This is a genomic window from Hymenobacter psychrophilus (assembly GCF_900107135.1).
GTDB classification, from domain to species: Bacteria; Bacteroidota; Bacteroidia; order Cytophagales; family Hymenobacteraceae; genus Hymenobacter; species Hymenobacter psychrophilus.
The window spans coordinates 1-26,110 of record NZ_FNOV01000015.1 but is presented as its reverse complement, the minus strand read 5'-3'; the positions used below and the strand labels follow the sequence as shown (position 1 = coordinate 26,110).

The following is a 26,110-nucleotide window of genomic DNA, read 5'->3' as shown; positions in this document are numbered from 1 at the left end:
TTCGACGATGGCAACGGCCGCATCGCCCGTGCCATTGCCGACCTGCAGCTGGCTCGAGCCGATGGCAGCGGGCAACGGTGCTACAGCATGTCGGCCCAGATTCAGGCCGAGCGCCAGCAGTATTACGACTTGTTAGAGACCAGCCAGCGCGGCTCCTTGGATGTGACGGCTTGGCTCACGTGGTTTCTGGCCTGCCTGGGACGGGCCGTGACGGCGGCCGAGCAGACGCTGGCCCAAGTTCTGGCAAAGGCCCGTTTCTGGGAGCTGCACCGGTCGACTGCGCTGACGGAGCGCCAGCAGCGGCTGGTGACCCGACTGCTCGACGGCTTCGAGGGCAAGTTGACTTCCTCAAAGTGGGCCCGCATGGCCAAGTGCTCCCAGGATACGGCCGGTCGCGATATCGCCGACCTGGTGGCCAAAGGAATCCTGCGCCAGGACAGCGCCGGTGGTCGCAGCACCAGCTACCGCCTGCAGTGGCCGTCGCCCGGATAGGGTGGCGAGCAAGTTGTTCCCAGTTCTCGGGCTCTTGCGCAAGCCATCTTAGTACCGCTAATAGGTGCTTATCGTCGCTGACTCGCTTTTCACGATAATCGATTTTAAGTTATGATAATGTTTACTTATCATAACTTATATTTACCCGCTAAAAGAGTGGCCGTTTGACCCAACTCTGACACCTATATATAAGGTGTGCACCAACGGACAGGCTAAGCACCCAAATCCAATAGCCACCACGCCCTCCCGAACCTACTCCATGCGCGAAGACCTTACGATTGTTCCGGCGTCGACTGTTCCCCCCACGGTCAGCACCCAACTGGCCCGGGCCTCAGCTAAAGTCGCCAGCTTCCTGGAAGTCGGCCTGCAGGGCGCGGCCAACACGGAGCGCGCGTATACCTCGGATTTGAAAAGCTACGTCGGCTTCTGCGAGCGGCACGGGCTGCGGGCGCTGCCGGCCGACGTGGAAACGCTGACCGAGTACGTGGCGTACCTGGCGACGGAGAAGCCAACTCCGGAACCCAGCGACGGGGGCCGTGGGGAGAAAAAGAAGCGCAAGGGCCAGCAGCCCCTCACCCGGCCGCATTCGCTGGCCACCATCAAGCGGCACCTGGCGGCCATCCGCAAAGCTCACCAGCTCGCCGGCCACCGACTACCGGTGACGCTCGATGCGCTCAACGTGGTGATGGAAGGCATTGCCCGCACCCTGGGCAAGCGGCAGGACCAGGCGCAGGCGTTTACCGCGGAGGAGCTAAAGCAGGCCATCCGCCGCATCGACCTGGAAACATCGGCTGGCCTGCGCGACCGGGCGCTGCTGCTGCTCGGCTTTGCGGGGGCCTTCCGGCGCTCGGAACTGGTGGAGCTCAACATCGAGCAGCTCGAATTCACGGAGCGGGCGCTGCTGGTGCACCTGGCCAAAAGCAAGACCAACCAGTACGGCGCGGTGGAGGATAAAGCTATTTTCTACGCCCCTACGATGGATTTCTGCCCCGTGCGCTGCCTGCGGGCTTGGCTCAACTTGCTGGGCCGGAACACGGGGCCGCTGTTCGTGAAGATTCCGCGGGCTACTCCGGGGCAGATGGCCGCTCCCTCGGACAAGCGGCTCTCGGACATTTCCATCAACAAGCTGGTGCAAAAGCGCCTCGGCCCGGCTTACTCAGCCCACTCACTGCGTGTGTCCTTTGTAACGGTAGCCGTACTCAATGGGCAGTCCCACAAAGCCATTAAGAACCAGACCAAGCAGAAAACGGATGCTATGATTGAGCGCTACACGCAGCTTAACAATGTGGTCTCTTATAATGCTGCTCAGAGTCTGGGGCTTTGATTATTTCGCCCAAGCTCGTTTTAAAGCAGCGCATTCCACCCTTAAACGTGGGTTGACCAATACCAAACGGTCTATAGCTTCCAACGCTGCCTTTTTTGTGAGGCTTGCCTGCGTCAACAATTGCTTGAACAACCACGTGATATTCAGAAGCTGCATGGGAGGAACGTACACCCATGTGTACAGGCATTTGCAACTAGTCAACATGGGCCATTCATTGGTGCGCGCGACGTAATACACCGAGCATTCCTCCATGGTGAATCGCGGGTGTAAACTAAGTAGTTCACCAATAGCTTCACTGTCCTCGGGTGTACACTCGACCACAAGGAGCTTCCCCAATTTTATGTACGGTTGCAGTTGCTGGCGGTGCTCCTCCTCCAGCCAAGCCCAAACAAAATCAGTAATGCAATAGGTGAAGGACATCTGAAACGCCGGGGTAATTAACGCAGCTTGTAATAAATCGAGCAGAATAACAGTGTCTTGAATAGCAATGTGGGTAGGCTTCATTCATTTGTTGGCATAAGTTCACGGCGGAACTCTGACAAAGTCATGCCAGCCAAGTTCGCAGCTTTGGAATCAGACACAATGTCTTCCGCTAAGAGCCGGTGAATCAGTTGCTGAAACCGGTACGATTGGTTAGTTTCACCTACATACTTACCCAACCCTACTTCTTGTCTATTGGGAGATATTTTAATACAGAAATACTTATAGTGACCGGCTGTTATCACCTTTAAATCATGTAAGCGACGCATCACTGCCTGCACGGAGATGCCGAATTGTTGCTTAACTGCTATCAACTCATAAGTAGAAATGCGTTTTCGTTCCACCCCAAACTCGCGTTCAACTACCTCTTTGGGCATCAGCATGGCACTGGCAAATCGATGACAGAAGTTTTCTGCCTCTTTTTCGTCATCGGTGGCAATATCAAGGACAAGATGTCCTAATTCATGTAAAGCTGTAAACCGGCGACGTTCAGGGGTATCGGTCTTGTTCAGCACAATTACAGGCAAATTGCTGACGTGTGTAGCCAGACCGTGAAACGAGGATGATGTTTCCAGCGCGAGAATGCAGATGCCATTCTCCTCCAACATTTCAATCACGTTGGGGATTGGGTTGATACCAAGTTTCCAAGCGTGTAGCGTGCAGGTAGCAGCCTCCTCGACATCGTCGTATGTGGTTACCTTCTTCTTAGATGGCCTTCCCTCATCATCTTTAAACGGGGAATTGAAAGTATGCTGGAAATTTAAAAGCCCCTCAACTTCAAGATATCTTTCTAAATAGTCTCTGATTTTCTCTTTTATACTATCCGTCTCTTTAGCCGTGAGCTTAGCCTTCTTACGAAACTCAACCTGGCCTAGCTGTAGCCGATTGGAACGGTAGAAATAATCGGTAGTGAGCTCCAGCGCTTTGGCCAACAGGCCCAATGTTGTGCCTTCCGGCTTCATTAGCCCTTGCTCATACTTATTCAAGGACTGCTTCGTAATCGTGCCAACCCGGTCTGCCAACTCCTGTAAGCTCCAACCCTTCATCTTACGGGCTGCGCGAAGGTTATCAGAAAAAGTGGTCATGCGTGAAGGTTCGTTTTTTCTCAGAGATAAGAATGTACTAATCAACCATTAGCACGGGGCGATTTGTTGCCTTAGCGACAAATATAAGTTAAAATGTTGCTTGTCAACCAAGATCGTTGTACGTTTGTGTCGTCGGCTATGGGGAACACCACGTCCGACGCTTGATTGTACTACCTTCTAATCTACTGCATCAGTACCTCACATAAAAAAGAAACCCTCCCGCCGTGGCAACAGCAGGAGGGTGGATTCAGGAATGATTTTTTCGCGGCACACGAATCCTTGGGCTGGTCACCCAAGCGAGCATTCCATTTGCTTTCGGATACAAACTTACAATTCTTTTACGAATACAAGTGAATTATCCGAGGCCTGCCCAAACGTTTCTTTCCCTTAAAGAAATGCTTGTACCCATTAAAAGGGCCTCATTCAACTTACGGCGCCAGCGGTTCTGGCAATAATATTAGCATGCACAAAATAACCGCTTTTCCCCTCGGCAATGCCGACACTACCCGCATCGACTTAGCCAACGGCAAGAAGCTGCTCATTGATTACGCCAACGTGAGCGACCCGGCCAATAAGGCTGACAAGCGCATAGACCTGAATAAGGAGTTGAGCAAAGACCTCACAGATGCCAAGCGGGGCTACTACGACGTCGTGGCGTTTAGCCATCTCGACAAGGACCACATTTGCGGTAGCACGGAGTTCTTCCATTTCGAACACAGTACGAAACTCCAAGGTGATGGGCGCATCAAAATCACCGAACTCTGGGTGCCGGCGGCTGTGCTGGTAGAAGAAGAGTGCAGCGGAGATGCCAAAACCATTCAGGATGAGGCCCGCCACCGTTTTAAGGCAGGCAAGGGCATTCGCGTTTTTTCTAACCCACTTACCCTGAACAAGTGGCTAAATGACAACAAAATAAATGATGAAGCTCATCGTAAGCTAATCACGGATGCGGGCCAGTTAATCCCGGGTCTGACGCTGGCGGCTGACAACGTGGAATTCTTTCTGCATTCGCCCCACGCTTCGCGCACGGCCGACGGCACCCTGCTTGACCGTAACTCCGATGCCCTGGCTGTGCAGGCTACTTTCCAGGAAAAGCACCCCAGCACCGGGGTTATCAAGAAAACCCGAGTACATTTCTTCACCGATATCGACCACTGCGTCATTGATGATATTGTGAATATTACCGAATACCACGCGGACAAAAAACGGAAAGGCAGCGCGCATCTAGAGCGCCTGTGGTGGGATGTGATGCACCTGCCTCATCACTCCAGCTATCTGTCGCTCTCGGAGGATAAGGGCAAGGATATTACAGTGCCTGATGAGGAAGTGAAGCGACTGTACGAAACCTACGCCCAGGCGAATTCGATCATCATTTCCTCCAGTGATGTCATCCCAACGGAAGATACCACACAGCCACCCCACCGGCAGGCGGCTGCCTACTACAAAACGCTGAACGCGAAAAACAAAGTAGTATATAAGGTTACGATGGAACAGCCGACGAAAGAGGCTCCCAAACCGATGGTGCTCAAAATTGACTACCTCGGGGTGACCCTCGAAAAAGCGGATATCGCAGGTGCGCCAGCTATTCTGACCAAGCCTACGCCACGCGCAGGCTCCACTCGCTAAGTATTTACGGTGGAACCAACAGACCTACTGGTTTTGAACGGTGAAGTCATTACCGCCAAAGACCTACGTAACTATAAGGCCCTGGCGCTGCACAAAGTGCTGCGTCAGGGCAAATTGCCGTTTGTACGCTTGATTGAACTGCGGCGGATTTTGCAGCGCGACACAGTGGTTATTGACGTCGAGCCAGAACTGCCTCAGCAACCCGTTAATAAGATTTTGCCGGTAGAGCGGTTTGCCATCGTGTTTTCGAATAAACCCAATGGGCTACCGAAAATACTTTCGCTACGCCAGGCATTTCCGGTAGTACCCCACCTGAACCTGACGGTCGCCAATGAGCCGAAAGACCTGTGCTTATCCGAGCTGCCTGTTGCCGAGCAACGGCTCGTTTGGACACCAACCGGTCTGCTTCTTTCCCTACGGCATTGGCTGAGGCTTACCGCTCGCGGGGAGTTGCATGATGCAACGCAGGCCCTTGAACCAGTCTTTTTTCCCAGTGCCGAACGAGTATTGGTACCGAGCCTGTTTTTTTCGGCCGGGGCGCAAGTATTACCTAATCACCTAGAGCTATACTTGCTCGGTGAAACGCCGGTTGAGCGCACTTATGGGGCCTACGTACCGGAAACCAAACCAATTGGAACTGCGGCTAGCGCGGCTGTTTCTTTGCTGGGCTTTACCTACGAGGCCAGCCCCCAATTGCACGGCCTGATTCAGGAGCAGCCCCAGACGTTGGCAGGCCTGCATCGGCTGTTAAGCATTGCTGCTGATGACTTTATCGGTCAGCTTCGGCAAACTATTACGCAGTGGGCAACGCAGGCCACGTTTGATTTAGCGCTGCCACTGATGGGACTGGTGCGGGTGCCCAAACAGCGAGTTGTGGAAGCAGCGGCCGAAACGACCGAAGTATGGGCTTTTCTAACTACCCAATCGACGCGAGAAGTAGGTGAAGCATTGGCCTGCTGGCCAGATGCTACCAGTCCAATTGATGACACAGCCATAGTTCAAAACCAGTTGGCGCTGGGGCTTGATGTACCAATTGCATTGCTGAATCCCGTAGCAATGATTTCTCCAGCCCAGGCTGCTGAATACAACGGCCTACACCATATTACGCCGCTTGCCTACGTCGTTATAGGTGCGGGGTCTTTGGGTTCGCAACTCATTGCTAATCTCCACAAAGCTGGTCAGGGCAGCTGGACAATCCTCGACAATGACCAGTTGCTCCCGCATAATTTGCCGAGGCATGGATTAAGCGGCCGACATCTGGGACGTCCCAAAGCGGAAGCATTGGCTGAAGAGCTGAACACGCTCTACGAATTGCCCACTGCTTCTTATCACGTGGTAGACGTATTGCAGGATGAGGCGCAAAGCTTAGCTCCCATTTACCAAGACGCAAATATTTTGCTTGACACTTCCGCTTCAGTTGCCGTAGCCCGGCACTTGGCGCTAGATGTGACTGCGACGGCCCGCCGCATTTCAGTATTTCTCAACCCATCAGGGTCCGATGTGGTGGTCCTGGCAGAATCGAATGACCGAAAACTGCGGTTGGACTATTTGGAGATGGAATATTACAGGGCTCTAACACAGGAGACTGTGCTAGAGGCACACCTGCTGAGTACTGGTTCAGCTATTCGCTATGCCAACGGCTGTCGGGATAAATCTTCGCGCATCCCACAAGACCAAGTAGCGCTTTTAGCAGCAGTGGGTGCGAGGGCTGTGCGCTCGGCGGCTACCAAGCCAAACCCTTTGATTAAAATCTGGCAAACCCAACCTGACTTAACCGTCACATCCCTCGCAGTCTCTACCTCCCGCTACCGGCAAACTTCTGCCGTTGCCGGGTGGACCTTACACATTTCTACTCGCCTCATGCGGGAGATGGCTAAGCACCGCGCCACACGGTTGAAGCATGAGACACAACACTTCCGTGAAACGGGTGGGGTGTTACTTGGTGCCTTCGATACGCAGCGGCGGCAGATTTACATAGTGGACCATATTACCGCACCCTTGGATAGTCAAGAACGAGGTGACAGTTTTATTCGCGGCGTAGAAGGGCTTTTAGATAAAGTAGAAGCTGTAAAAAAACTGACCAATGGCCAATTAGACTACGTGGGAGAGTGGCATTCACATCCGCCCAATAACGGTACTAGACCAAGCACCGACGACCGTAAGTTGTTTAGCTGGCTCTGCGACCACCGAATTGCCGATGGCCTACCTGCTGTAATGGCCATCGCCGGTGATAATGTTAATATCAGCTGGTACGTCGATGACCTTGCTAAAGGGCACGCACATACTTGCCTGTAGAATCAGTAAACCACCTTTTCTAACTAATGCAGAATGGATTTTAGCATCGATATTTTAAATCTTGGCAAAGCCGACGCAACTATTATCTGGGCTAAAGACCAAGAAAAGAATTTCGTCATTTTCCTTGATGGAGGTACCAAAGCAGATGGCCAGAAGGTAATTAATCATTACACAAAGCACATTTTGCCGAAGGTTGGTAACCAAATACCTATGTATCTTATAAATACACACGGGCATCGAGACCATATCGGTGGATTGATAGAAATAGCCCAGAGATTCCAAGCTCAAATAGAGGCTTGTTATTATAACAATCACAAGAATAATTCATCCGGTAGTCTCTTGATTACAGAGACCTGCACTGCTGATAGTCTGCAAATTACTTCGCCATTTATTCAACGAATAGATGAATCGATTAAGGAGATGAGTGATTTGGAAGATGCGTTGAGCGTACTAAAAATCAAAGAGTTACCCATTTTTTCAGATGTGAAAAATTTGCCTGATGTCTTTGGTACTAGCATCATAGTTGTAGGACCCAGCAAAAAGTTTTACGAGGATACTGTATGTGATACTGGCCGGAAATTGCTAACAGAAGGCACTCACTTGGATGAGGAAATTTTAAATGAAGTACTTGCATCGACTGACCCATGCCAAGCAATTCAACAATCTCAAGACAAATCGCCAGATAATAAGGTGAGTGTCATGCTGGAGCTAACTTCTAGCAAAGGCAAAAAATATCTATTCACAGCGGATGCTAGTGCAACTTCTTTTGCGTCAGCTGATGAAAACGGGCTAATAGCATCTGACTACAGTGCTGTGCAACTTCCACATCATGGAAGTCATAATAACATTGATGCCGAATGGGCACGACGGTTCTCGCCAGCCTTTTTTTGGATGGCGGCTCCCGGCAATGGTAAACATCCCAAACCAGCGGTAATTGATTGTCTGAAGCAAGCTGTTCCGAAAAGCAGTATTTACAGCACACAATCTCTGAAGGGGACATACATGAATTTCACAACTAATAAAAGCCTATTTCCAGAACGTGGATTAAAACCAGTAGTTAAGTTGTAGTTCTATCATGTGTTGACTTCAATCTGTACCCATAAAGCACGTCCGCTTTCATCTTGGCTGGTGGACTTCTCAAAATCCTGCCAGAGGTGCCCGGGTACATCAGCCGGTTTTGTTGGCAACTCTTGGTCGGAACGCAGAATACGGCCTTTTGTCTTGAGCAGAAGGCGTTCGTAGAGAGGTAGGTAGGGCATATTCCAGCTTTTCTTCCTGGCTTGCTCAGCATCTACCGGAATTAGGGCTACCAGCTTTTCACTTTCCATCAATTCAAGCCCTAAGCTCGAAAGGGTAGCATTCTCGCTAGCATGGTGGCCCACTTTGTAGAGTACAGTGCGGTTTAATAACTCGGGCCCTTTAATTGGTGGAGCCAATTTGTCCCAACTTACCTGATGCCACGACCGCCAGTTGCCCACTTGCGCATCGCCAGGGAAGAGCAATACGTCACCATTGCCTAATTCAAAGGCAAGCGCCAAGCTGGTATTATTGGTATTGCTATCTAGCTTCAGCGCCAGCTGTTCAGCTGCTAGCAACCAATCTGTATCAATGCGACGCCACATACCGGCTTTATCAGAATCTGCACCATAATACTTATCAAAAAAGGCATTGTACTCCGTGCTAGCCACCGCTTCAGCAATCCTGGCTCCAAAGGAAGCATTGAAAGGCATTTCCGTTGCCGCTGTTTCCAATCCTTCAACGGCTGCGTAAAAGCTGGACTCCATTTCCAAGGATAACTCTGCGGAGTTACTAGCTACTGTATAGATATCCCCTTTACGGGGTCGCGACTGCTTGATAAGCTTACTATCTTCGGGTGGCCCTAAAACAAAGACTTTAAGACCAGCTACCTCTGGTACTTGCAGCGGTGCTTGTCCGGGTCGGCAGTAGCGTACGGTTTCGCTAAACGAACGGACTAAATCCATCTGTTTGGCTTCTCCCTTTGCCGCCATGCCGTTGAAGTCCAAGATATTTTGCAACTCCTTTCCACGATTTTCGTCAGCTGCAGTTAGCCGAGTTACGGCTGCAGTTAACGCGTGTAGCTTTTTTTTACGCTGTGTTTGGAGTTGGCGAGCAAGTGGGTTTTGCTCATCTTCTGTCCAGGCCACCCAGACTTCCCCAACGGTTATGGTGCGGAAAATGTCTTCGGCATACTCAAAACCGCTTAGGTGGTCCCAATGCTCATGCGTAGCAACTATAACATCGAGCTTTCCACCAGTTGCTTGCTTAATGTCCTCGGCCACCTCTTGCATGCGCTCTTTGGAATTAGGAGTGCCAAGAAATACGCCGCAGTCAATCAACACATAGCTGGCTACGCCATCTGCGCGCCCAAACGCCAGCAGGAAACAGTCGCCCAGGCCACCGGTGCGGTACATACGGACAGTTGCCCCACCAATAGGAGCAGTTAGTAGAATACTCATTGGTTAGGAAAGCAAGGAATCATCAATGCGGTGAAGAAAGGCAAACGGTTCGGCTAAACCTTCGGCGTGCTCTTTGCCACGAGAGCCGAAATACACGCCCTGTAAACTAGGAGTGAGACCATTAAGTAAGTATGCTCGATGAGCTGCCATACGCTGCTCATCGAGCACGTCTTTGCGCACAATGAAACGGATGTTGCCTTTTTCCAAATCTATCAGTAACGTGCAACCTCCCCGAAACATAAAATCGTAGTCATTACCATCGGCAGGCGTTTCAGTGCGCGAATCGATAGCCTTTTGGCGTTCTAGTGAGAAGTAGCCCCGGCGCCGTTGTGTGGCAACTACCACCAGGTCAGTTCGGACTTCACCGTTGGCCAGCACGCGGCGCGCTGGTCGCACCGCGTGGATTTCCAGCGTAGGCATATTTTTAAGGCCAAGTTTGGCGTAATGCGTGCTTTCGTAAAAAGAACCATAACTCACCAAATCACTACTCATGCCTAACGCACGCACAGCAGCTGGCAGCTGGGCCTTAACCAGTGCTTCATTTAAGCTTTCACAGTTCGCTTCCGATTGCTCATGAACTGAACGTCGCTCCGAAGATAAGCCCCAGTCCGGGCAATAACTGCGCAGGGTTTTGGCATCCCCAAGTGCCTTTTGCAACTCTTCTTCTTCTTCTTTCGTGGGGCTAGCCCACAGCAGACTTTCCTCCGACAAGCTATTAACTCCAGCAGGGTAGATGCCCCAGCGACGAAATGACTCTACTACGGCAACCCGATAGCTTCGGGAGTCATTGGCTACTAAGTCGCGATCGGCCGTTACCAGGGCTCGCAGAAACTCGCCGAAAGTGATGTCTACTGGTGGGCAATAATCGAGGGCTCGGATGCACATTCGCAGTACATGGTGGGCTGTCGTGGCAGCCTCCTGGGCCAAACGATTAATTAAATCTGGGTGCAATTCTCCTTCTGGCAGTACCCCAGTACCCGCTGAAGCAATTCGCAGCAAGTCGGCTGTGCGGGTTTGATAAATGCGTAAAAAGGCACCAAACACAGCAGCTACTAGTATAGACCCACGTGCATGGGGTTCTGCTGTTTGACGGAGCAAAAGCGGGTCGGGAATCTTAGGCATCCAACGGTCATCTGCATCCCGAGTGCCTAGTGCATCACGTAGCGCCCCGTGCGAACCAATGGCTTGGCCAAACTGCTGAGCAAGTTCCCCTAGCAGGTTTTGGCTAGATAGGTCACCACGAGTACGAGCCAATTGGTGTCGCAGGGCTTCCGGGTAGCTGAAGTGTTGAAACAAAGCCACGATGTCGGCCAGCGCTTCATGGAATGCCAGGACGTCAGGATTACTTGGCTCGGCAAACCGCCGGTGCATTCCGTCCAGTAACGCGTGGGTCGTTTCATGGGCGATTATGTCATGCGATAGGCATGTGAAAACCAAGCCGCCTGGCAGTACTTCCTGTCCTTGGGCGGCCGTCGCTCGGAAGTACCCAAATAGCAGAGCCTTCTTGTCCGGGCTGTAGTAGGCATTCGCCTCGCGCAGAGCATGCGGGTAGATTCGTAAGCGCGGAATGTATTTCCATTGCTGGCTCCCACGCCGAGGCACCGACCACAAGGCCCGACGACCTAAGGCTTCCTCAAACCGCTTGATGGTAGCCATCGCAACAGCATAGACCATTTGCTGGTGAAAGCGGGGGTCGCCCTCAGAAGGAGCTAGCCCATCCTGAGCCAATACAAAAGGTTCATTCAAATCTACCGGACAATACGCCTGACCTGAAGCTGGGTCTACGTCTACCACCTCTAAGTATTCACCTATTGGACCGGGCTCCAGCGGTTCCCACGGCACTTCAAGCGTGATTTGGTTGATTGAAGCGGTTTCAAGCTGCCCCGCTAAACTTGGGTCAAATGCAAATGTTCGGAGCCGACGCTTAGCAGGTAGTGGGTATGCATTCATAAAGCTGACTAAATGGATTTCTTAAGAGTAAGTATTCTGCGCAATACACAGCTACACTGGGTAATCAACCTGCCTCCGAGCTGGGTTTTAGCGCCGGGTCACTGAACTCGGGGCGTTGCAGAGCTGCCAGCACATTGGTGGGTTGGTAAGCAGCATCTGGGAATTTCATGCGCTTTAGCACGCTTTCATCAATCGTCTCGTTGCTGCCGCGGCCAACGCCGATTTCTCGAATGTGCGTACCAAGCAGACGATAATACCATGTCATGGAATTGCGGAGCTGGTCCCCAAACCAAGCTCGGTAGTGCTCTAGAAATACCTCATCGACATCCAGTCCAAGGGCACCGGCCTTGTCTTTCAGCCAATGCAAGGGAATGTTTGCTAGGCCGTCTTTTTCGTAGCCGCCTCCCACGTTGGTATGCACGCCAGTGAACCAGCGTTGTTCCAGCACTTGATGGGCAGCCACATCTTCCCACAGAGTAGGCCGAAAAGTTTTGCGCTTTTCATCAATGGCCAAAGCATGGTATGCGTGATGAATACAATGCCCTAAACGAGCATCGTGAAATTGATGGCTGCGGTGATTGAATACATTGAATACGCCAAGTGGAACCCCAAGTGCCCCGACGGTATCCCATACGCCGATGAAATGAATGTTAATTGCCCGGGCTCTATGGTCCTTCCGAAACTGGTCGACCTGCTGTTGCCAGTCGTTCTGGTTTTGCTCCTTAGGTGGACGCTTGCGGTAGAGTTCGTATGCCTCAGGCACATAAAAATCATGCTCTTTGGGCAGGAGCCCCAAGTGCTGGATTAAGCCAGCTAAACTGCGTACGGTGTAAGCACCTCGGCTGAACCCAAAGAGGAAAACGTCATCATCAGGCTCTAAGTTGTAGAGTAGAAAACGGTAAGCTTGAACGATATTCTTAGATAACCCCACCCCAAAGCTGCCGCCTAGTAGGCGGTCTAAGCCAGGATTATTACCCACTCCCTCATCGTAATATGTAACCTGGACTTTACCATCGGCAGCCAACGGCTTGATAGCCCGAACCAGCTTCATGATATTTGTTGGCTTGCGCTTGCGCCGGTCCATGTTCTCTGGCCGGTTCCACGTACCATCACATAGAATTATTAGTCGTTTACTCATAAGTTTGGTTGTTCCATCTCTGCCAATGCCCTAAGATAAGATCATGTTTAATTTCGAACATCTGGACAATATTACCCGGCAGTACATGCTTATTGAGGTAGAACAGGCCATTAAGGCCAGTCAACTCAACTTCAGCAAGCGGTTCAACGGAACTGGTTTAGAGTTATACCCGGGGCTGCTTCGCGAAGCCGTTACCAATGGCACTGAAGCCACATTAGCTGCTGCGCTCCAGCAACACCAGTGCTTCAATACGCACGAGAAGCGCGGAGCTGAAACGCGCCAAGTACCTGAAAATGCAGCGACTACCTTCGCGGAAGGTGAATTTAATGCTTTTTACATGCGGGGCGTGTGCCACCGTGCCTTACAGGAGGGGTGTATGGTTCAGGTTTACAGGGCCAAAGCGTCCGATATGCACCGTAAGGGCTCCGAGTTGATTGAAGGCAACCTAGAAAATCCTCAGCGTGTGCTTCTAATTATAAGAAACAGCCTAGATGGCAGCCAGCGGGGGCTTGGCATGCCGGCGGGGTCGAACTCGGGGTTGAGCATTCGGTTGACCTCAACTCGCATCAAGTAGATAGACGACTGCTTAGCACTTGCGACACTATCATTGCAGCGTATATGGATACAAGATGACCCGTTCTGAAGTTTTAGCTAGACCACCTCAAGCTTACTTGCACCGGTAAAGACTACTTGCTGACAAGATTTGCCACTGATAGCTGGGGCTCTGAGGAGCTGGGATTGCCATTTTCCTTTAAAAGCCTTATCTTTGGTCTACAAAAAAAGTATCCGCCACATCGGCTTTGCCGGTGCTGTTTGGTTGGTACCGTAAAATTCTTCGGTCACAAGCTTCGGCTTGCTGTTTGACCGGAAGCCCACCCCACTGAGGGTGGGTTTTTTTTTGCCTGCCGCTCTGTTCTATGCCGCCCCGCCCTACTCGCTACTTTACCAAGCCGGCCATTGACTTCACCCAGCAGCTGCAGAAGCTGCAGGCCCGGGGCCTTGTGGTGGCGGACGAACCGCGGGCCCTGCGCTACCTGGCCAATATCAGCTACTACCGGCTCAGCGGCTATTGGGGCAGCTTCCTGACGCCCGGTACCAGCCACTTCCAGCCCGGCACTACCTTCGACGACATTCTGCGCCGCTACCAGTTCGACAAGCAACTGCGTCTGCTCTGCCTGGAAGACATTGAGCGGCTGGAAATATCGTTTCGCACCCAGATTATCTACCACATCACCCGCTACACCGGCGACAACAACTGGTACGAGCAAGCCCGCTTCTTTAAGCGCAGTACCCCGGCCGAGCAGGCGGCTTCCTCGAAACTCCTCTCCACCATCCGCGGCGAGCTGGACCGGGCCAAAAGCAAAACCTTTATCGCGGACTACTACCGTTTCTACGACCAGCCCCGTAACCCGCCCGCCTGGATGGTACTGGAGCTGCTCTCCTTTGGGACGCTCTACAACCTGTTCACCCAATTCGTGGATACCAAGCCCAAGCTGGCCATTGCCAACCACTTCAACCTAGCTTTACGGGTGTTCGACTCCTGGATGCAAAGCATCAACGGGGTTCGCAACAAGTGCGCGCACCATGATCGGCTGTGGGACATCTCGATGAAGCCGATGCTTTCCAACCAGCGGGGCCACGCCGGCTACTGGCTCACCGAGTCCAACGTCACGGCCATCAACACCAAAATCTATTACACTCTCTCCATCTTCAACTTCCTGATGGTGCAGGTCAGCCAGACCTCCAGCTTTGGGCGGCGGGTGGTTGCTCTGCTGCGCGAATACGACCTCATTACGTTGGGTCTGCACCGGCAGCACATGGGGTTCCCGGCGGGATGGGACCAGGAAATAATGTGGCTGGAGGTCTAAATACTAGCAAAATCGACGTTGTCACTCTATTCCGTCTTTAGCCTTAGTTAAAAAGTTGAGCGGCCCATTTGGCACCGGCCACTAAGTGTCATAACCGAGCAGGGTTTTCTGCGGGATAGAGGCAGACAGGACCAGAAAGGCACACCTTTCTGGCCCCTGCCAATCAGTAGCGACTTATCCCGGAAATGAGGGGCCAGAAAGTGGGGCCAGCTGCGTATCTTCATGGCCCCACTTTCCTGACCCATTCGCCATGAACTTCGGCTACGCCCGCGTCTCCGCCAAAGACCAGCACCTTGATACCCAACTCGCCCAACTCCAGGCCGCCGGCGTCGACCGGGTGTTTCAGGAAAAGATCAGCGGTACTACTACCCAACGGCCCGTGCTCACCGAGCTGCTGGCCACCTTGCGGTCCGGGGACACGGTGACCGTGGCCCGCCTGAACCGGCTGGGCCGCAACAGCGCCCACATCATGCAGCTGGTGGCCGAGCTGCACGAGCGCCAAGTGCGCTTCGTGGCCCTAGACCTGGGCATCGACACGGCCACGCCGGCCGGCCGGCTGGTGCTGGGCATCTTCGCCGCGCTGGCCGAGTACGACCGCGAGAGCATCCGCGAGCGGGCCACGGCGGGCATTGCCCTGGCCAAAGCGCAGGGCAAGCACCTGGGCCGCCGCCCGGGCGTAGATACTGGCAAGCTGGCCAAGGTGCAGGCCTGCCTGGCCGCCGGCATGTCGGTGCATCAAACGGTGGTCATCACGGGTGTGAGCGAATCCAGCGTCAAGCGCTACCGCCGCCAGGTAGAGTTGTGTAATTCGGATGCGGAATGTTCACTTGTGGGGCAAGGACTACGGCCTGAGCTACGCCGGCGGCACATGGTACGCCGATGACGCCCGGCGAGTCCACTTGGGCGATTTCCCGTGGCGGGTCAACGACAAGTTCACTTACACCTACGACTTCGGTGACTATTGGCAGCACCAGGTGCGGGTCGAAAAAGTGCTGCTGCCAGCCAAAGTGCCGGCAGTGCCGGTGTGTGTGAGTGGCCGCCGCGCCTGCCCGCCGGAAGAAGTGGGCGGCCCCCGCGGCTATGACCAGCGCACGCTCGACCAGTTCAGCTGGGCCTACGAAGCTCATGACCGTTTACTGGCCGGCGAGGATATCCGAGAGGACGACGTACCGACCTGGTTCTGGACCTATCGGCCGGAACACTTCGACAAAGACCAGGTCAACCAGAAACTAGCCAAACTGTATCAACTTAAGGGCAATCCCGATTTTCTACTTTCGCAGGGCGGTTACGACTATTTCTTCGCGTATGAACGCGCGTGAAATCTGTATCAAGAAAACCAGATGGTTTATTTGATACATCCCAGGTAGCTTTGCGCCATGCAACAGGCCGTTATTTTCGTGCGCGTCTCCAAAAAGGAGCAGGACTACCAGCGGCAGGTGGAGGACCTGCGCGCCGTGGCCCAGAGTCAGGCCGTGCAGGTGGTGGCCGAGATTGCGGAGAAGATTAGCGGCGCCAAGCGGAATCAGGACCGGGAGGGCATTCAGCAGTTGCTGGAACTGAGCCGCCGGGGCGCCATCCAGAAAGTATTGGTGAGCGAAGTCTCGTGTTTGGGCCACTCCACGGTAGAAGTCCTGCAAATCGTCGAGGAGTTGACGCAGCTGAGCGTCAGCATCTACGTCCAAAACTTTGGGATTGAAACGCTCAAAAACGGCAAACGTAACCCCGTCGCCCAGTTCATGTTCACGCTGCTGGCCGAATTTGCCCGCCTGGAGCGCGAGACCCTGCGCGAGCGCATCCTCTCGGGCATGGACGAAGCGCGGCGGCAAGGCGTCACGATTGGCCGCCCGGTGGGCGCGAAGGAAGACAAAGCCGTCTGAAAAAGCATGCCGCCGTCGCCCGGCAGCTGCGCGCGGGCCTGAGCGTACGTAACACGGCAAAGCTGTGCGACGTGGCCATCAACACGGTTCGTAAAGTGAAGGCCTTGATGTAATCCTTAAATCCCTTGATGTCATGAACTTCAAACTACAATTGGTGGCGTGCCTGTCGGAAGGCGAAGAGCCCCTGCTCGAAGACGTGTTCACCTGGAGCCGGGAGGACCTGAGCTTAGCTAGCGTGGGCCTGACGCTGGCCGAATCGAAGGAGCTGCTGCAGCGCATTCAGCAAACGATGATTGGGCAGCAGATAGCGACGCACCTGCAGGCGCACCAGCCCAGCGGGTTGCGCAAGAAAGGCAGCTACCCGCTCCAGTTGAAAACCTTATTCGGCAACGTCACGGTCGATAGCCCGCGCTACTACTTGCCACCCACCGAGGCCGGACCGAAGACCTTCAGTCTCCTGCAGCACCTGTTTCCGCAGCACGTGACGCCGGAATTGCTGTACCTGGAAACCAAGTGGGCCAGCCTGATTCCCTACCAGAAAACGGCCGATTTGCTCCACGACGTGCTGCCCCTGAGTGCGAAGCTCACAGGCACGACCATCCAGCAGCACCTGCACGCCGTGGTCGAGGCGCAGGAACGGCAGCTGCCGCAGGAAGTGGCCCCTTTTCACGGCGTTTGCCAGCGCGACCGCGAGGCCTTGCCGTGCCCGCCCCGCCCGCTGGTGGTCGGCCTCGACGGTGGCTACGTCCGGCACTGGCATAAAAAAGGCTGTTTCGAGGTGATTGCGGGCAAAAGCATTCCCGCCGAAGGGGCTGCCAAATGCTTCGGTTTCGTGCAGGAGGTCGATACCAAGCCGCGCCGACGGGTGTTCGAGGTCCTGCGTTCGCAGGGGCTGCAGGCCAATCAAGCAGTGGAATTTTTCACGGACGGCGCCGCGGTTCTTCGGTCGCTGACCAGCTACCTGAGTGCGGAGTCCACCCACATCCTGGACTGGTTTCACCTGACCATGCGCCTGACGGTGCTGCAGCAATACGCGCTGGGCGTGGTCCAGGTCGATGCGGCCGGTGGCAAAGCGCTGCAGGACCGTTTGCATAGCATTAAGTGGCACCTCTGGCACGGCAACGCGGAGCGGGCGGTGGAAAAAATCAGGGACCTAGACGATATCCTGGCCACGCATCAAGACGACCCGCTGGTGGCCAAGAAATATGGCAAGCTGAAGCCGTTGAGCAGATTAATTGCTGATTTCCAGACGTATGTAGAGCAAAACAGCAGCTTCATCGTGGACTACTCCGAGCGGCATCACTACGGCGAACGGGTGTCTACGGGCTTTGTGGAGTCGGCCGTCAACCAGGTGCTAGCCAAGCGAATGGTGAAGCGACAGCAGATGCAGTGGACCAAAAAGGGCGCGCATCTGCTCGTACAGGCCCGCACCAAGGTGCTCAACGAGGAATGGGAAGACTGTTTCCGGCAGCAGTATCCGGGATTTCGGTCAGTGCCAGCGGAACCGATGCAGATGGCCGCTTAGCCCAATTGCCCCACACTTTTGGATGCTCTCCAACTCTTCGAGAGCATCCAAAAGCGTGGGGCAGCCAAGGTAGACCCCTGCCGCCAGTAGGTGTATGCGCCTTTCGGTAGTGCCATGAGAAACTCGTTTGATTACAACCCAATACGCCTGTTCCACACTTTTTGACTTTCCCCTTAGTACTCTCAACTATCGAACGGCATTTCCTTCCATAGTTAGATGACCTTTTTCAGCAAGGCAGTCTATTTGACATTACATTCTTGTGCTGTTAAATCACTTTGATAGAGGATTTTACTATGAACTATGGAAGAAAATGCCGGTGCTACATGCTCCGAACTATGGAAGAAAATGCCGGTGCCGTCTGTTGAAAGATATGTATGTACACGAATCGGCTATTTTTACTGGCTTCGTGTTTAGTAGCCCTGCTGGACTATTGCAGCCCCTTATGACCGTATGTACCCGTTGGGGTGTGAAAGTCCTGGAGAGCAAGGATTTTGACCATTTTTAGCCATTTCAAAGCAATTACCCACTGTGAATGCTTTTGAAAGAAGAAATAAATTAAAAATCCGAAATCCTTCTTCGGTTTCTTCTTTCTTTTCTTTATCTTCTATTCTTAGGAGTCCATAACTAATTGATAAATATGTAGTTGTGAGCCTAACTATGGAAGAGAATGCCGGTAACTATGGAAGAGAATGCCGGTAAACTATGGAAGAGAATGCCGGTAACTATGGAAGAGAATGCCGGTAACTATGGAAGGGAATGCCGGTGAATCATGGAAAGATTTTAAAGTTATTCCATAATTCATATCTTCGGGCCTTAACTAACTCAGTTGCTTATGAATCTGACTAAGGCGGAGAACACTATTGTGTTTCAGCATAACCACCTTATCCGCACTCAGATGAAGATGGGCCATACCGAAGCGCGCGTCTTTGTCGAAGCTCTGAGATGTATTCATCAATCTAACGATGAACTTCCACCCATCCGAATACACGTCGATGCTATCCTCCATGGTGAGCGTGGTGGTTCTGCGTATGCTAATCTAAAGCAAGCTTGTCGTGACCTGTTCGACAAGGAGCTAAATCTGGAGCCAGTTGAAGGAGGTAACAAGAAGGGTTCATTTATTCTCACCCGTATCGTATCAGACATATCTCTGGATACTGGTACTGGATACGTCACCGGAAACTTTGCTCCGCTGATTAAACCCTATCTCTTACAGTTAACCAAGGCGGGCAATTTTACCAGCGCTGACATTGAAACTCTGCTGACTTTAAAGACGCCGAATGCCCAGCGGTTTTACTGGTTACTGAAGAGCTACCAATACGGAAAGCACGAGTATGCGCCAACGTTGGAATCTTTAAAGTATATCCTCTTCAATGACGAGTTCATTTACCCGGTTTTCGCTGATTTCAAACGCTACGTTCTGGAACCCATAATGAAGGAGTTTACTTCCACAGAAGTTGGGTTTATGGTAGTGTGGAATCCGATCAAGACAGGTCGAAAGGTTACCAGTATCCATTTCGAAATTCCTAAAGCCGATACTCTTGTTCCTCGCCAACTCTCCCTCGGGCTGAATCCGGAGATCAAACCAGCTACTAACACAGTAGTACCCACCAGCAAGGATTCATCATCCACGGATAAGGCTGCTACAATCCTGAATTCGTTGCGAAAGAAGTGGGACTTTGCTCCGTGGCAACTTACAATAGTGAAGAATGCTATCGGTGTTGATAACGTAAAGTATACTAAGCTTCGGGATACAATGTCTGCCGTAAATGCCGATTGGGATAAGTTAGATAATCCACCAGCCGTTCTTTGGGCTAGACTGAAAAAAGAGTTTACTCAGGTCAAAAAGGCTTGTGATGTTTACGAAAAGGCTTAAGCAGGGCTATTGTTAGACAGGTAGCGTAAGTTATCTCTTCTCTTCCAATTAACTCGTTGTGGTAACGTCTATTTTGTAGTGTACCAAGCATAAGTGCGTTAAGCCTAGATAAATGCTGGTGTGAGTCAAGTAATAAATCAAAATCCAGGGTTTTTAGGCATGCGTTTTGAATGATACAAGACAGAGGTGAAAGTATAAAATAGTCCATTTACGCTTCAAAAACGCGGTTTTTATACTATTACAGACTGATTGTGCCTTCTGTTTCTTCAGCAGCAGCTTTTAATATGGTCCTAAATGGTTCGGTTAACCTTCGGACCAAATTTTTAACTGAGCCTCATTTCTTCCTTGCTGAAGAGCATTGCTGCTTAGCACACGATCCGCCTTTTTGATGGTGGCTCTCCCGACGTTTTAGTAGCCTTAATCTCATCGGTTCTCACTTTGTAGTGGGGTTGCCTTTTCTAAAGGGAGCATTGGCCTCTGGGACGACTTAGTATGCTGTTCTCACCCTTACCCCGACAGCTTGGCAGATAAGAGTCAGAAGCTACAAAGTTACGTACTAACAACGGTCGTTCTTAGTACGTAACTTTGTAGCTTCTGACTCTTATCTGCCGCTCCTAACTGCTCGAGATGGACTATGTTCTCTACTTACGCGCATCGACGCTCCGACAAGGCCAGAGCGGCTTGGGCCTGGAAGGCCAGCGCCTGATTGCCCATCGGTTTCTACAGCCCGGCGACAGGATTCTCTCCGAGTACATTGAGGTGGAGAGCGGGCGCAAGAACAATCGCCCGGAAATGGCGAAGGCCATTGTCGAAACTCGCCAAGCTGGCGCTACGCTCCTCGTAGCGGAAATGTCGCGGTTGGCTCGCAGCGTTTACTTCACTTCCAAGCTGATGGAGGAGCGGGTGCGCTTTAAAGCGTGCGACATTCCTAATGCCGACGAATTTACCATCAACATCCTGGCGGCCGTCGCGCAAAAGGGAGCCAAGGATATTTCCGATTCAACGAAGCGGGGTCTACTTGCCAAGAAGGCTCGCGGTTTTACCTTGGGCAACCCGAGTAACTTCACGGCTGACTCCCGGGCTCTGGGCCGGGCAACAGTACAACGCAATGCCCAGGAAGCCATACCCAATAAACAGGCCCGTCGCCTCGCCTCTCTGCTCCGGCGGGATGGATTGACGTTGCTGGCTATTGCCGACGAGTTGAATGCCCACGGCTACTGCACACGTCGGGGAAAAAGCTTTCACAAAACCACGGTGTTACGTCTGCTCAAACCAGATTTGTCCTCGGCCAGTCTACCCGAGCCTGATGCCATAGCGTAGGCTGTTGCCACTAGTCATCACGCCTTAAGTGTTTGCAGACCCGCATTTGGGTAACTTGCCCAGCTAGCGGCAGCGCCCCGTTTCTCACTCATCGCCCCATTTACGTCCTCTATGAGCACCGCCCGTGAACAGCAGAATATCGAGTGGAAGGAGTCGTGGCGAGAGGAGTACTTCAAGTGGATTTGCGGCTTTGCCAACGCGCAGGGTGGACGCATCTACCTGGGGAAAAACGACAATGGACAAGTCGTTGGGCTCACTAGTATCCGCAAGCTGCTCGAAGAAGTATCCGCAAGCTGCTCGAAGATTTGCCCAACCAGGTGCGTGATTTGATGGGCATCCTGGTGGAAGTCAACCGGCACGAAGAAGGCGGACTGGAGTATCTAGAGATTGTTGTCGAACCCTACCCCTACCCTATCAGCTACCGCGGTCAGTATCACTATCGTAGTGGCAGCACCAAACAGGAGCTTAGGGGTCCGGCACTAAGTGCGTTTCTGTTGCAGAAACAAGGCAAGCGCTGGGATGGTGTACCGGTGCCAGGCGTCAAGGCGCACGATTTATCGGCTGAGGCCTTCACCTTATTTCGACAGCGCGCCGCTAAGAGTGGGCGCGTGGATGAGCAGGTTCTCGACGACTGCAATGAAGCGCTGCTCGACAACCTGAATCTAGTGGACGGTGATTATCTGAAGCGTGCCGCTGTGCTGCTGTTTCACTCCACGCCCGAGAAATTTATCACGGGCGCCTATGTCAAGATTGGCTTCTTTGCCGCCGATGATGATTTGCGTTATCAGGACGAAGTGCATGGGCCACTGCTCGTGCAGGTAGAGCGTACGCTGGATTTGCTGCAGACAAAGTATACCAAAGCCCAGGTGCGCTATGAGGGTGCAAGTCGCCTAGAAGAGCCTCCTTTCCCTGCCGCCGCCCTGCGCGAGGCGTTGCTCAACGCCTTGGCCCACAAAGATTACAGCGGCGGTACACCCGTCCAGATTAGCGTTTACGAAGACCAGCTGCAGTTGTGGAATGAAGGCCACCTGCCCGACAGCTGGACCGTAGAGAACCTGTTGCGCAAGCATCCATCCAAGCCCTTCAACCCGGACGTAGCTAATACCCTTTTCCGGGCTGGATACATTGAGTCCTGGGGCAGGGGCACTATCAAAATGCTAAATGAGTGTCGGGCCGCCCACTTGCCGGCACCGCAATTCTACTTCGAAGCCTCAGGCTTCGTGGTGGCATTTGCTGAATACTCGGCGACGTATTGGCACCAGCGGGGCGTACGCGCGGACCTGATTCCGGTATTGCTGTACGCCACACAGCACAGCATCATCACAAACGCCTTAGTGCAGCAGCAATTGGGGGTAAGCAAGTCTACGGCCACCCGCTACCTCGGCGAGTTAGAGAAGGGCGGGTACCTGCAAAAAATCGGGACCCGCGGGGCTGGAACGGAGTACCGGTTAATTGGCTCATGATTGGTTCACGATGAACAAGAGTATGGCTGCAATTCGTTGAATAGACGCTGCAGGGCCTGTTTTACTGGCAGTTCAATTGGTTCACTATTGGCTCAATCAACCCTGCATGAGCCAATAGTGAACCAACCCCTTCCATACTGCTAGCAATACAAGTAACACTTGTATTGCTAGCTATTATATGTGCACTAGCAATACTATCACATATACCTGTTTGCAGTATTATTTTCTGATTGCTAAGCAATTAGAACAGAAGCAGAAAAGACAATATTAAAGCTATTGTCACTATAAGCGCTAGGTATACTTGCTCTTATAGCATATATTGCATCAAAATAAGCACAAGAAGTGCTAGCATAGCTAGCGCTGTAAGCCCTGCTAGTTATGTCGGTTTCCACTACAACAACACCAAATCCACAGGTCATTGCCGTTGCCAACAACAAGGGGGGCGTTGGAAAGACGGCCTCTGCAGCGGCTATTGCTGGTGAACTGGCTCGCCAGGGCCACGCTGTACTCGCATTGGATTTGGACCCGCAGGCGGGTAACCTCACGGCCGTGCTGCATCAGCGTGGTTATCGGGGACACACACTGCTTTCTGTACTGTTGGGGGAGGCTACTCTGGAGGAAATCATTGTCGAAACCAAGCAAGCCAACTTAGACCTGTTGCCCGCTTCAATCCAACTGCTGAGCCAAGAATCGCGGCTCCAACGAATTCCTGGCTACCACGGTTTGTTACGCCGACTATTGCCGCAGCTCAGCGGCTACGCTTACCTAGTAATTGACTGCCCACCTTCGTTGGGGGACCTGACCAGCCTAGCCCTGACGGCGGCTGATGTATATGTTATACCCTGCCAAGCCGAGCAGTTGGCCTTCGACGGACTACACGACATGGTGCGAGCCGCCGGCGTTGTGCGGGACAACCTGAACGAAAAGCTGACCATGGCCGGCATTTTTTTCACTGCCTACCATCCCAACCAGCGCGGCGCGCTCAACCACGGTACGGTAGAGGCCACGCGCCGTATTTATGGTGACGATGCTTTGCTACCCCACATTCGCAAGGATATGGCCGTGCCAATGTCACAGGCTACGCAACAAAGCGTTTGTACCTACGACCCCACTAGCCGCGCCGCGCAGGACTACCAGCTACTCACCCAAGCCATTCTGAAAGCTCTATGAAAAAGCCCACACAAAGCATGGCCGATATGCTGATGCAGTCGGTCGCCGCTCCTCCGCTCACTGCTGCTCCGGCTGCTTCCCCACTGCCGGAAGCGGGGGAGAAGCTCGTCGCCTTTGGCCAGCGCATTACCATCACCCACAAAGAGCAGCTAAGTCGGCTGGCTTTTTGGAGCCGGCGCAACGAGCGGCTTCTGCTCGAACAGGCGCTAAGCGAATTCTTTTCCCGTCAAGACCCCGAATTGTTACGACCTATCGCTAAAGGATAGGCAGTGGGGGAGGAGGGAAGCAATTAGAATGCAGCCGTTCTCAATTATTACTTTGGTTAAAATTTTGGTCCAAAAGTCGCATTTGGCGAGCACACCCTACGCAGGCATTTGCTGCACCTCAAACAACTGGAGCAGCAGCGTAGAAGCACTCATTAGCTGGTCAGGTTGGTGAAGTACCGCCGGCTGGGGTTCAGGTCTGAGTAAGCCAAACCAGTTCAATCCCCGCTCAAACGTGCGCACGCCGTAGCAATGACTGAGTTGTTCCAACGGCGTCCGATACGCTGGGTCGGTGAACTCGGCCAGCACAAAAGGAAATGCCCGCTAGTAGTGTGCCGCATAGAAGGATACGAGACGTATTTGTTCGCCGAAGCGGGCGAGCAAATACACGGAATAGGCCCAGCCGGTTTGCCCCACCGTGCCGGAGGGGTAGCCGTCGTTCGAGGCCCACAGGAAGCGCTTGGTAAAGGTATCCAACACGAGCGCCCAAAGGGCCGGGCGTTGGGCCGGGTCGAGCAGTTGCCCACCTTTTTTGGTCAGGAGCAGTTGCCCCCGCACCAATCGGGCCAGGCCCGCCAGCAGGGTAGTTTGGTGCAAGGTGGTGATGGCCAGCGAATCTATTTCCCGGCTCAGGGTGAACAGGCCCGTTTCCAGCCCTTCTTCAAGGATGAATCCGTGGGCATAGAGTTCACGCAGGTACTTGCGCGGCAAGGCCCCCAAGGGTGTCAGGCGAAGGGGCGTTTCGCGCTGTAGCAGGTGCAAGAAGGCCTCCGTTAGCCGCAGAAATGGCACCTGATCCAGCACGTCGTTCGGCACGCTGGTGCGCAGCCGTACTACGCATGACGGTTCCAGTGGCTGGTAGAGCAGCTGGTGCATCTGCACGGGACTCAGGCCGCAGAAGTCCGGCTGCGGCGTATCGTTATAGTGGTGCACCGTAGCAGTAGAAATTGGCTTGGAAGGCATAGGCATGATCTTTTACTTTTATAAACGCAGGCCTCTCGTTCATCTGGCAACCGACCACGCGCTCGATCTTGACCGAGAGGTAGTCCCTTACTTCCAGCTATCTATCGACTCTTAGCAGAAGCCGTGCTCATGCCGATTGTAACGGCTGTGCAGCAACGGCCACAGCTGGCCAGCCATTGCCAAATCCCACGCTCAGAGAAGGAGCTGATGACGAGCACCTATCAGGTGGCAAGATAGAATTTTAAGCGTCCACTCAAAGAGCAGAATTGTTCATAAAAAGGACGCTTTTGTTGAACGATTACTTACCGTGGGTCAACTCCACCACGCGGCCATTCTGCGCTTCCACAATGAGTTCAAACGTTCCGCCGAGCATGTCATCAGGGAGTGTGCCCGCTAGGTACCAGAAGCCATTGATTAAGTACACCTCGTAGGGGCGCTGCCTGATAATATTTTCTTTACCGTAAATGGAAAACAGCAACGGTTCCATCATGGCCGTGGCCACGGCTCTGGTGGGTAGCAGAGGTTTGTAGAATGGTGTTTGGGCAGCTGCACTTATGACGCGTTGCACTTGCTGCCGGGCGTGAGCTTCACCTAGAGTGTGTGGACAGTCATGTTTAAATTTGCGGGATGCGACGCCACGAACTTACTGAGCGTGAATGGGAACTGATTCAGCCGCACACACTTGGGCAGGCCGGTACGGCAGGCGGCACAGGCCGCAACAACCGCCATTTTGTCAACGCCGTGGTCTACCGGGTGCGCACGGGCTGCGCCTGGCGCGACCTGCCCGAACGGTTTGGCCCTTGGAACACGGTAGCCCGACGCTTTCGCCGCTGGGCGCTGGCTGGGGTCTGGGAGGGCCTGTTCCAGGCGGTGCAGGAGCCGGATTATGCTTGGGTGCTGGTCGACTCGACCACGGTCAAA

The 26,110-nt window shown here is 53.1% G+C and carries 25 protein-coding genes; 18 read left to right on the top strand and 7 right to left on the bottom strand.

Annotated features, from left to right (window positions below; all coding sequences use genetic code 11):
* On the top strand, nucleotides 1–492 hold a 492-nt coding region (locus tag BLW21_RS18415), incomplete at its 5' end, for a Fic family protein (protein WP_139255313.1).
* 259 nt (nucleotides 493–751) lie between these two features.
* A complete protein-coding gene (locus BLW21_RS18410; RefSeq protein WP_092743158.1) occupies nucleotides 752–1,816 on the top strand; it encodes a tyrosine-type recombinase/integrase in 1,065 nt (354 codons plus the stop codon).
* On the opposite strand, the gene BLW21_RS21635 is transcribed toward BLW21_RS18410, so the two are convergent.
* Nucleotides 1,817–2,320, bottom strand: a complete 504-nt coding sequence (locus BLW21_RS21635; RefSeq protein WP_092743156.1) for a hypothetical protein — start codon at nucleotides 2,318–2,320, stop codon at nucleotides 1,817–1,819.
* Complete coding sequence (locus BLW21_RS18400; RefSeq protein ID WP_092743154.1) at nucleotides 2,317–3,381, bottom strand: helix-turn-helix domain-containing protein; 1,065 nt, start codon at nucleotides 3,379–3,381, stop codon at nucleotides 2,317–2,319. The genes BLW21_RS21635 and BLW21_RS18400 overlap by 4 nt, the downstream gene beginning before the upstream one ends.
* Before the next feature lie 462 nt (nucleotides 3,382–3,843).
* Here BLW21_RS18400 and BLW21_RS18395 point away from each other — a divergent pair, with 462 nt between their 5' ends.
* Genes BLW21_RS18395 through BLW21_RS21305 form a run of 3 tightly spaced genes read left to right on the top strand, consistent with a single transcriptional unit; the run spans nucleotide 3,844 to nucleotide 8,370 of the window.
* Nucleotides 3,844–5,007 (top strand): hypothetical protein, encoded by a 1,164-nt coding sequence (locus tag BLW21_RS18395; RefSeq protein ID WP_092743152.1) that lies wholly within the window; start codon nucleotides 3,844–3,846, stop codon nucleotides 5,005–5,007.
* Between the two features lie 33 nt (nucleotides 5,008–5,040).
* Nucleotides 5,041–7,302, top strand: a complete 2,262-nt coding sequence (locus tag BLW21_RS18390) for a ThiF family adenylyltransferase (RefSeq protein ID WP_175471043.1) — start codon at nucleotides 5,041–5,043, stop codon at nucleotides 7,300–7,302.
* Between the two features lie 33 nt (nucleotides 7,303–7,335).
* Complete coding sequence (locus tag BLW21_RS21305; protein ID WP_139255309.1) at nucleotides 7,336–8,370, top strand: MBL fold metallo-hydrolase; 1,035 nt, start codon at nucleotides 7,336–7,338, stop codon at nucleotides 8,368–8,370.
* A gap of 5 nt (nucleotides 8,371–8,375) precedes the next feature.
* Here the strand turns inward: BLW21_RS21305 and BLW21_RS18380 are convergent, their stop codons facing one another.
* The 3 genes from BLW21_RS18380 to BLW21_RS18370 form a co-directional block, all read right to left on the bottom strand.
* Nucleotides 8,376–9,779 (bottom strand): MBL fold metallo-hydrolase, encoded by a 1,404-nt coding sequence (locus BLW21_RS18380; protein WP_139255308.1) that lies wholly within the window; start codon nucleotides 9,777–9,779, stop codon nucleotides 8,376–8,378.
* A gap of 3 nt (nucleotides 9,780–9,782) precedes the next feature.
* Nucleotides 9,783–11,729 carry a gluzincin family metallopeptidase gene (locus tag BLW21_RS18375; protein ID WP_139255307.1) on the bottom strand — a complete coding sequence of 649 codons (1,947 nt, stop codon included), beginning with the start codon at nucleotides 11,727–11,729 and terminating at the stop codon, nucleotides 9,783–9,785.
* A gap of 64 nt (nucleotides 11,730–11,793) precedes the next feature.
* Nucleotides 11,794–12,867 carry a DUF2235 domain-containing protein gene (locus BLW21_RS18370; RefSeq protein WP_092743142.1) on the bottom strand — a complete coding sequence of 358 codons (1,074 nt, stop codon included), beginning with the start codon at nucleotides 12,865–12,867 and terminating at the stop codon, nucleotides 11,794–11,796.
* Between the two features lie 43 nt (nucleotides 12,868–12,910).
* On the opposite strand from BLW21_RS18370, the gene BLW21_RS18365 reads away from it, so the two are divergent.
* The 12 genes from BLW21_RS18365 (at nucleotide 12,911) to BLW21_RS18315 (ending at nucleotide 24,229) form a co-directional block, all read left to right on the top strand.
* Nucleotides 12,911–13,441: a hypothetical protein gene (locus BLW21_RS18365; protein WP_092743140.1), complete on the top strand. Its 531-nt coding sequence runs from the start codon at nucleotides 12,911–12,913 to the stop codon at nucleotides 13,439–13,441.
* A gap of 343 nt (nucleotides 13,442–13,784) precedes the next feature.
* A complete protein-coding gene (locus BLW21_RS18360; RefSeq protein ID WP_092743138.1) occupies nucleotides 13,785–14,735 on the top strand; it encodes an Abi family protein in 951 nt (316 codons plus the stop codon).
* Between the two features lie 250 nt (nucleotides 14,736–14,985).
* Nucleotides 14,986–15,618 carry a recombinase family protein gene (locus BLW21_RS18355; protein ID WP_245711960.1) on the top strand — a complete coding sequence of 211 codons (633 nt, stop codon included), beginning with the start codon at nucleotides 14,986–14,988 and terminating at the stop codon, nucleotides 15,616–15,618.
* Complete coding sequence (locus BLW21_RS18350; protein ID WP_092743136.1) at nucleotides 15,548–16,054, top strand: plasmid pRiA4b ORF-3 family protein; 507 nt, start codon at nucleotides 15,548–15,550, stop codon at nucleotides 16,052–16,054. The genes BLW21_RS18355 and BLW21_RS18350 overlap by 71 nt, the downstream gene beginning before the upstream one ends.
* Before the next feature lie 57 nt (nucleotides 16,055–16,111).
* Nucleotides 16,112–16,612 (top strand): recombinase family protein, encoded by a 501-nt coding sequence (locus BLW21_RS18345; RefSeq protein ID WP_092743134.1) that lies wholly within the window; start codon nucleotides 16,112–16,114, stop codon nucleotides 16,610–16,612.
* Nucleotides 16,613–16,745: 133 nt separating this feature from the next.
* Complete coding sequence (locus BLW21_RS18340; RefSeq protein WP_092743132.1) at nucleotides 16,746–18,137, top strand: ISKra4 family transposase; 1,392 nt, start codon at nucleotides 16,746–16,748, stop codon at nucleotides 18,135–18,137.
* 832 nt (nucleotides 18,138–18,969) lie between these two features.
* Nucleotides 18,970–20,010 carry a replication initiation protein gene (locus BLW21_RS18335; protein WP_092743130.1) on the top strand — a complete coding sequence of 347 codons (1,041 nt, stop codon included), beginning with the start codon at nucleotides 18,970–18,972 and terminating at the stop codon, nucleotides 20,008–20,010.
* 627 nt (nucleotides 20,011–20,637) lie between these two features.
* Nucleotides 20,638–21,330 (top strand): recombinase family protein, encoded by a 693-nt coding sequence (locus BLW21_RS18330; RefSeq protein WP_092743128.1) that lies wholly within the window; start codon nucleotides 20,638–20,640, stop codon nucleotides 21,328–21,330.
* Between the two features lie 111 nt (nucleotides 21,331–21,441).
* Entirely contained in the window at nucleotides 21,442–21,660 is a 219-nt protein-coding gene (locus BLW21_RS21905) for an AlbA family DNA-binding domain-containing protein (protein ID WP_245711959.1), read from the top strand.
* Nucleotides 21,636–22,793, top strand: coding sequence for an ATP-binding protein (locus BLW21_RS18325; protein WP_394331661.1), 1,158 nt, complete (start codon nucleotides 21,636–21,638; stop codon nucleotides 22,791–22,793). The genes BLW21_RS21905 and BLW21_RS18325 overlap by 25 nt, the downstream gene beginning before the upstream one ends.
* 378 nt (nucleotides 22,794–23,171) lie before the next feature.
* Nucleotides 23,172–23,963 (top strand): ParA family protein, encoded by a 792-nt coding sequence (locus BLW21_RS18320; protein ID WP_092743126.1) that lies wholly within the window; start codon nucleotides 23,172–23,174, stop codon nucleotides 23,961–23,963.
* Nucleotides 23,960–24,229: a hypothetical protein gene (locus tag BLW21_RS18315; protein WP_092743124.1), complete on the top strand. Its 270-nt coding sequence runs from the start codon at nucleotides 23,960–23,962 to the stop codon at nucleotides 24,227–24,229. Before BLW21_RS18320 ends, BLW21_RS18315 begins: the two co-directional genes overlap by 4 nt.
* 321 nt (nucleotides 24,230–24,550) lie before the next feature.
* Here BLW21_RS18315 and BLW21_RS18305 read toward each other — a convergent pair whose 3' ends face one another.
* Complete coding sequence (locus tag BLW21_RS18305; protein WP_139255306.1) at nucleotides 24,551–25,189, bottom strand: hypothetical protein; 639 nt, start codon at nucleotides 25,187–25,189, stop codon at nucleotides 24,551–24,553.
* A 298-nt stretch (nucleotides 25,190–25,487) separates the two neighbouring features.
* On the bottom strand, nucleotides 25,488–25,691 hold the full coding sequence (locus BLW21_RS18300; RefSeq protein ID WP_092743118.1) for an NTF2 fold immunity protein: 204 nt from the start codon (nucleotides 25,689–25,691) through the stop codon (nucleotides 25,488–25,490).
* Between the two features lie 125 nt (nucleotides 25,692–25,816).
* Between BLW21_RS18300 and BLW21_RS18295 the strand changes: the two genes are divergently transcribed.
* Nucleotides 25,817–26,110 (top strand): transposase (locus tag BLW21_RS18295; protein ID WP_139255058.1); only part of this gene is annotated, 294 nt, incomplete at its 3' end.

Bases quoted from the DNA above. Each gene is read 5' to 3' on its own strand.
- BLW21_RS18330 (WP_092743128.1), top strand. From the start codon at position 20,638: ATGGACTATGTTCTCTACTTACGCGCATCGACGCTCCGACAAGGCCAG.
- BLW21_RS18340 (WP_092743132.1), top strand. From the start codon at position 16,746: ATGAACTTCAAACTACAATTGGTGGCGTGCCTGTCGGAAGGCGAAGAG.
- BLW21_RS18370 (WP_092743142.1), bottom strand. From the start codon at position 12,867: ATGAGTAAACGACTAATAATTCTATGTGATGGTACGTGGAACCGGCCA.
- BLW21_RS18365 (WP_092743140.1), top strand. From the start codon at position 12,911: ATGTTTAATTTCGAACATCTGGACAATATTACCCGGCAGTACATGCTT.
- BLW21_RS18380 (WP_139255308.1), bottom strand. From the start codon at position 9,779: ATGAGTATTCTACTAACTGCTCCTATTGGTGGGGCAACTGTCCGTATG.
- BLW21_RS18345 (WP_092743134.1), top strand. From the start codon at position 16,112: ATGCAACAGGCCGTTATTTTCGTGCGCGTCTCCAAAAAGGAGCAGGAC.
- BLW21_RS18395 (WP_092743152.1), top strand. From the start codon at position 3,844: ATGCACAAAATAACCGCTTTTCCCCTCGGCAATGCCGACACTACCCGC.
- BLW21_RS18400 (WP_092743154.1), bottom strand. From the start codon at position 3,381: ATGACCACTTTTTCTGATAACCTTCGCGCAGCCCGTAAGATGAAGGGT.
- BLW21_RS21905 (WP_245711959.1), top strand. From the start codon at position 21,442: ATGAGCACCGCCCGTGAACAGCAGAATATCGAGTGGAAGGAGTCGTGG.
- BLW21_RS18375 (WP_139255307.1), bottom strand. From the start codon at position 11,729: ATGAATGCATACCCACTACCTGCTAAGCGTCGGCTCCGAACATTTGCA.
- BLW21_RS18305 (WP_139255306.1), bottom strand. From the start codon at position 25,189: ATGCCTTCCAAGCCAATTTCTACTGCTACGGTGCACCACTATAACGAT.
- BLW21_RS18335 (WP_092743130.1), top strand. From the start codon at position 18,970: ATGAATCTGACTAAGGCGGAGAACACTATTGTGTTTCAGCATAACCAC.
- BLW21_RS18315 (WP_092743124.1), top strand. From the start codon at position 23,960: ATGAAAAAGCCCACACAAAGCATGGCCGATATGCTGATGCAGTCGGTC.
- BLW21_RS18360 (WP_092743138.1), top strand. From the start codon at position 13,785: ATGCCGCCCCGCCCTACTCGCTACTTTACCAAGCCGGCCATTGACTTC.
- BLW21_RS18355 (WP_245711960.1), top strand. From the start codon at position 14,986: ATGAACTTCGGCTACGCCCGCGTCTCCGCCAAAGACCAGCACCTTGAT.
- BLW21_RS21305 (WP_139255309.1), top strand. From the start codon at position 7,336: ATGGATTTTAGCATCGATATTTTAAATCTTGGCAAAGCCGACGCAACT.
- BLW21_RS18410 (WP_092743158.1), top strand. From the start codon at position 752: ATGCGCGAAGACCTTACGATTGTTCCGGCGTCGACTGTTCCCCCCACG.
- BLW21_RS18350 (WP_092743136.1), top strand. From the start codon at position 15,548: ATGCGGAATGTTCACTTGTGGGGCAAGGACTACGGCCTGAGCTACGCC.
- BLW21_RS18320 (WP_092743126.1), top strand. From the start codon at position 23,172: ATGTCGGTTTCCACTACAACAACACCAAATCCACAGGTCATTGCCGTT.
- BLW21_RS21635 (WP_092743156.1), bottom strand. From the start codon at position 2,320: ATGAAGCCTACCCACATTGCTATTCAAGACACTGTTATTCTGCTCGAT.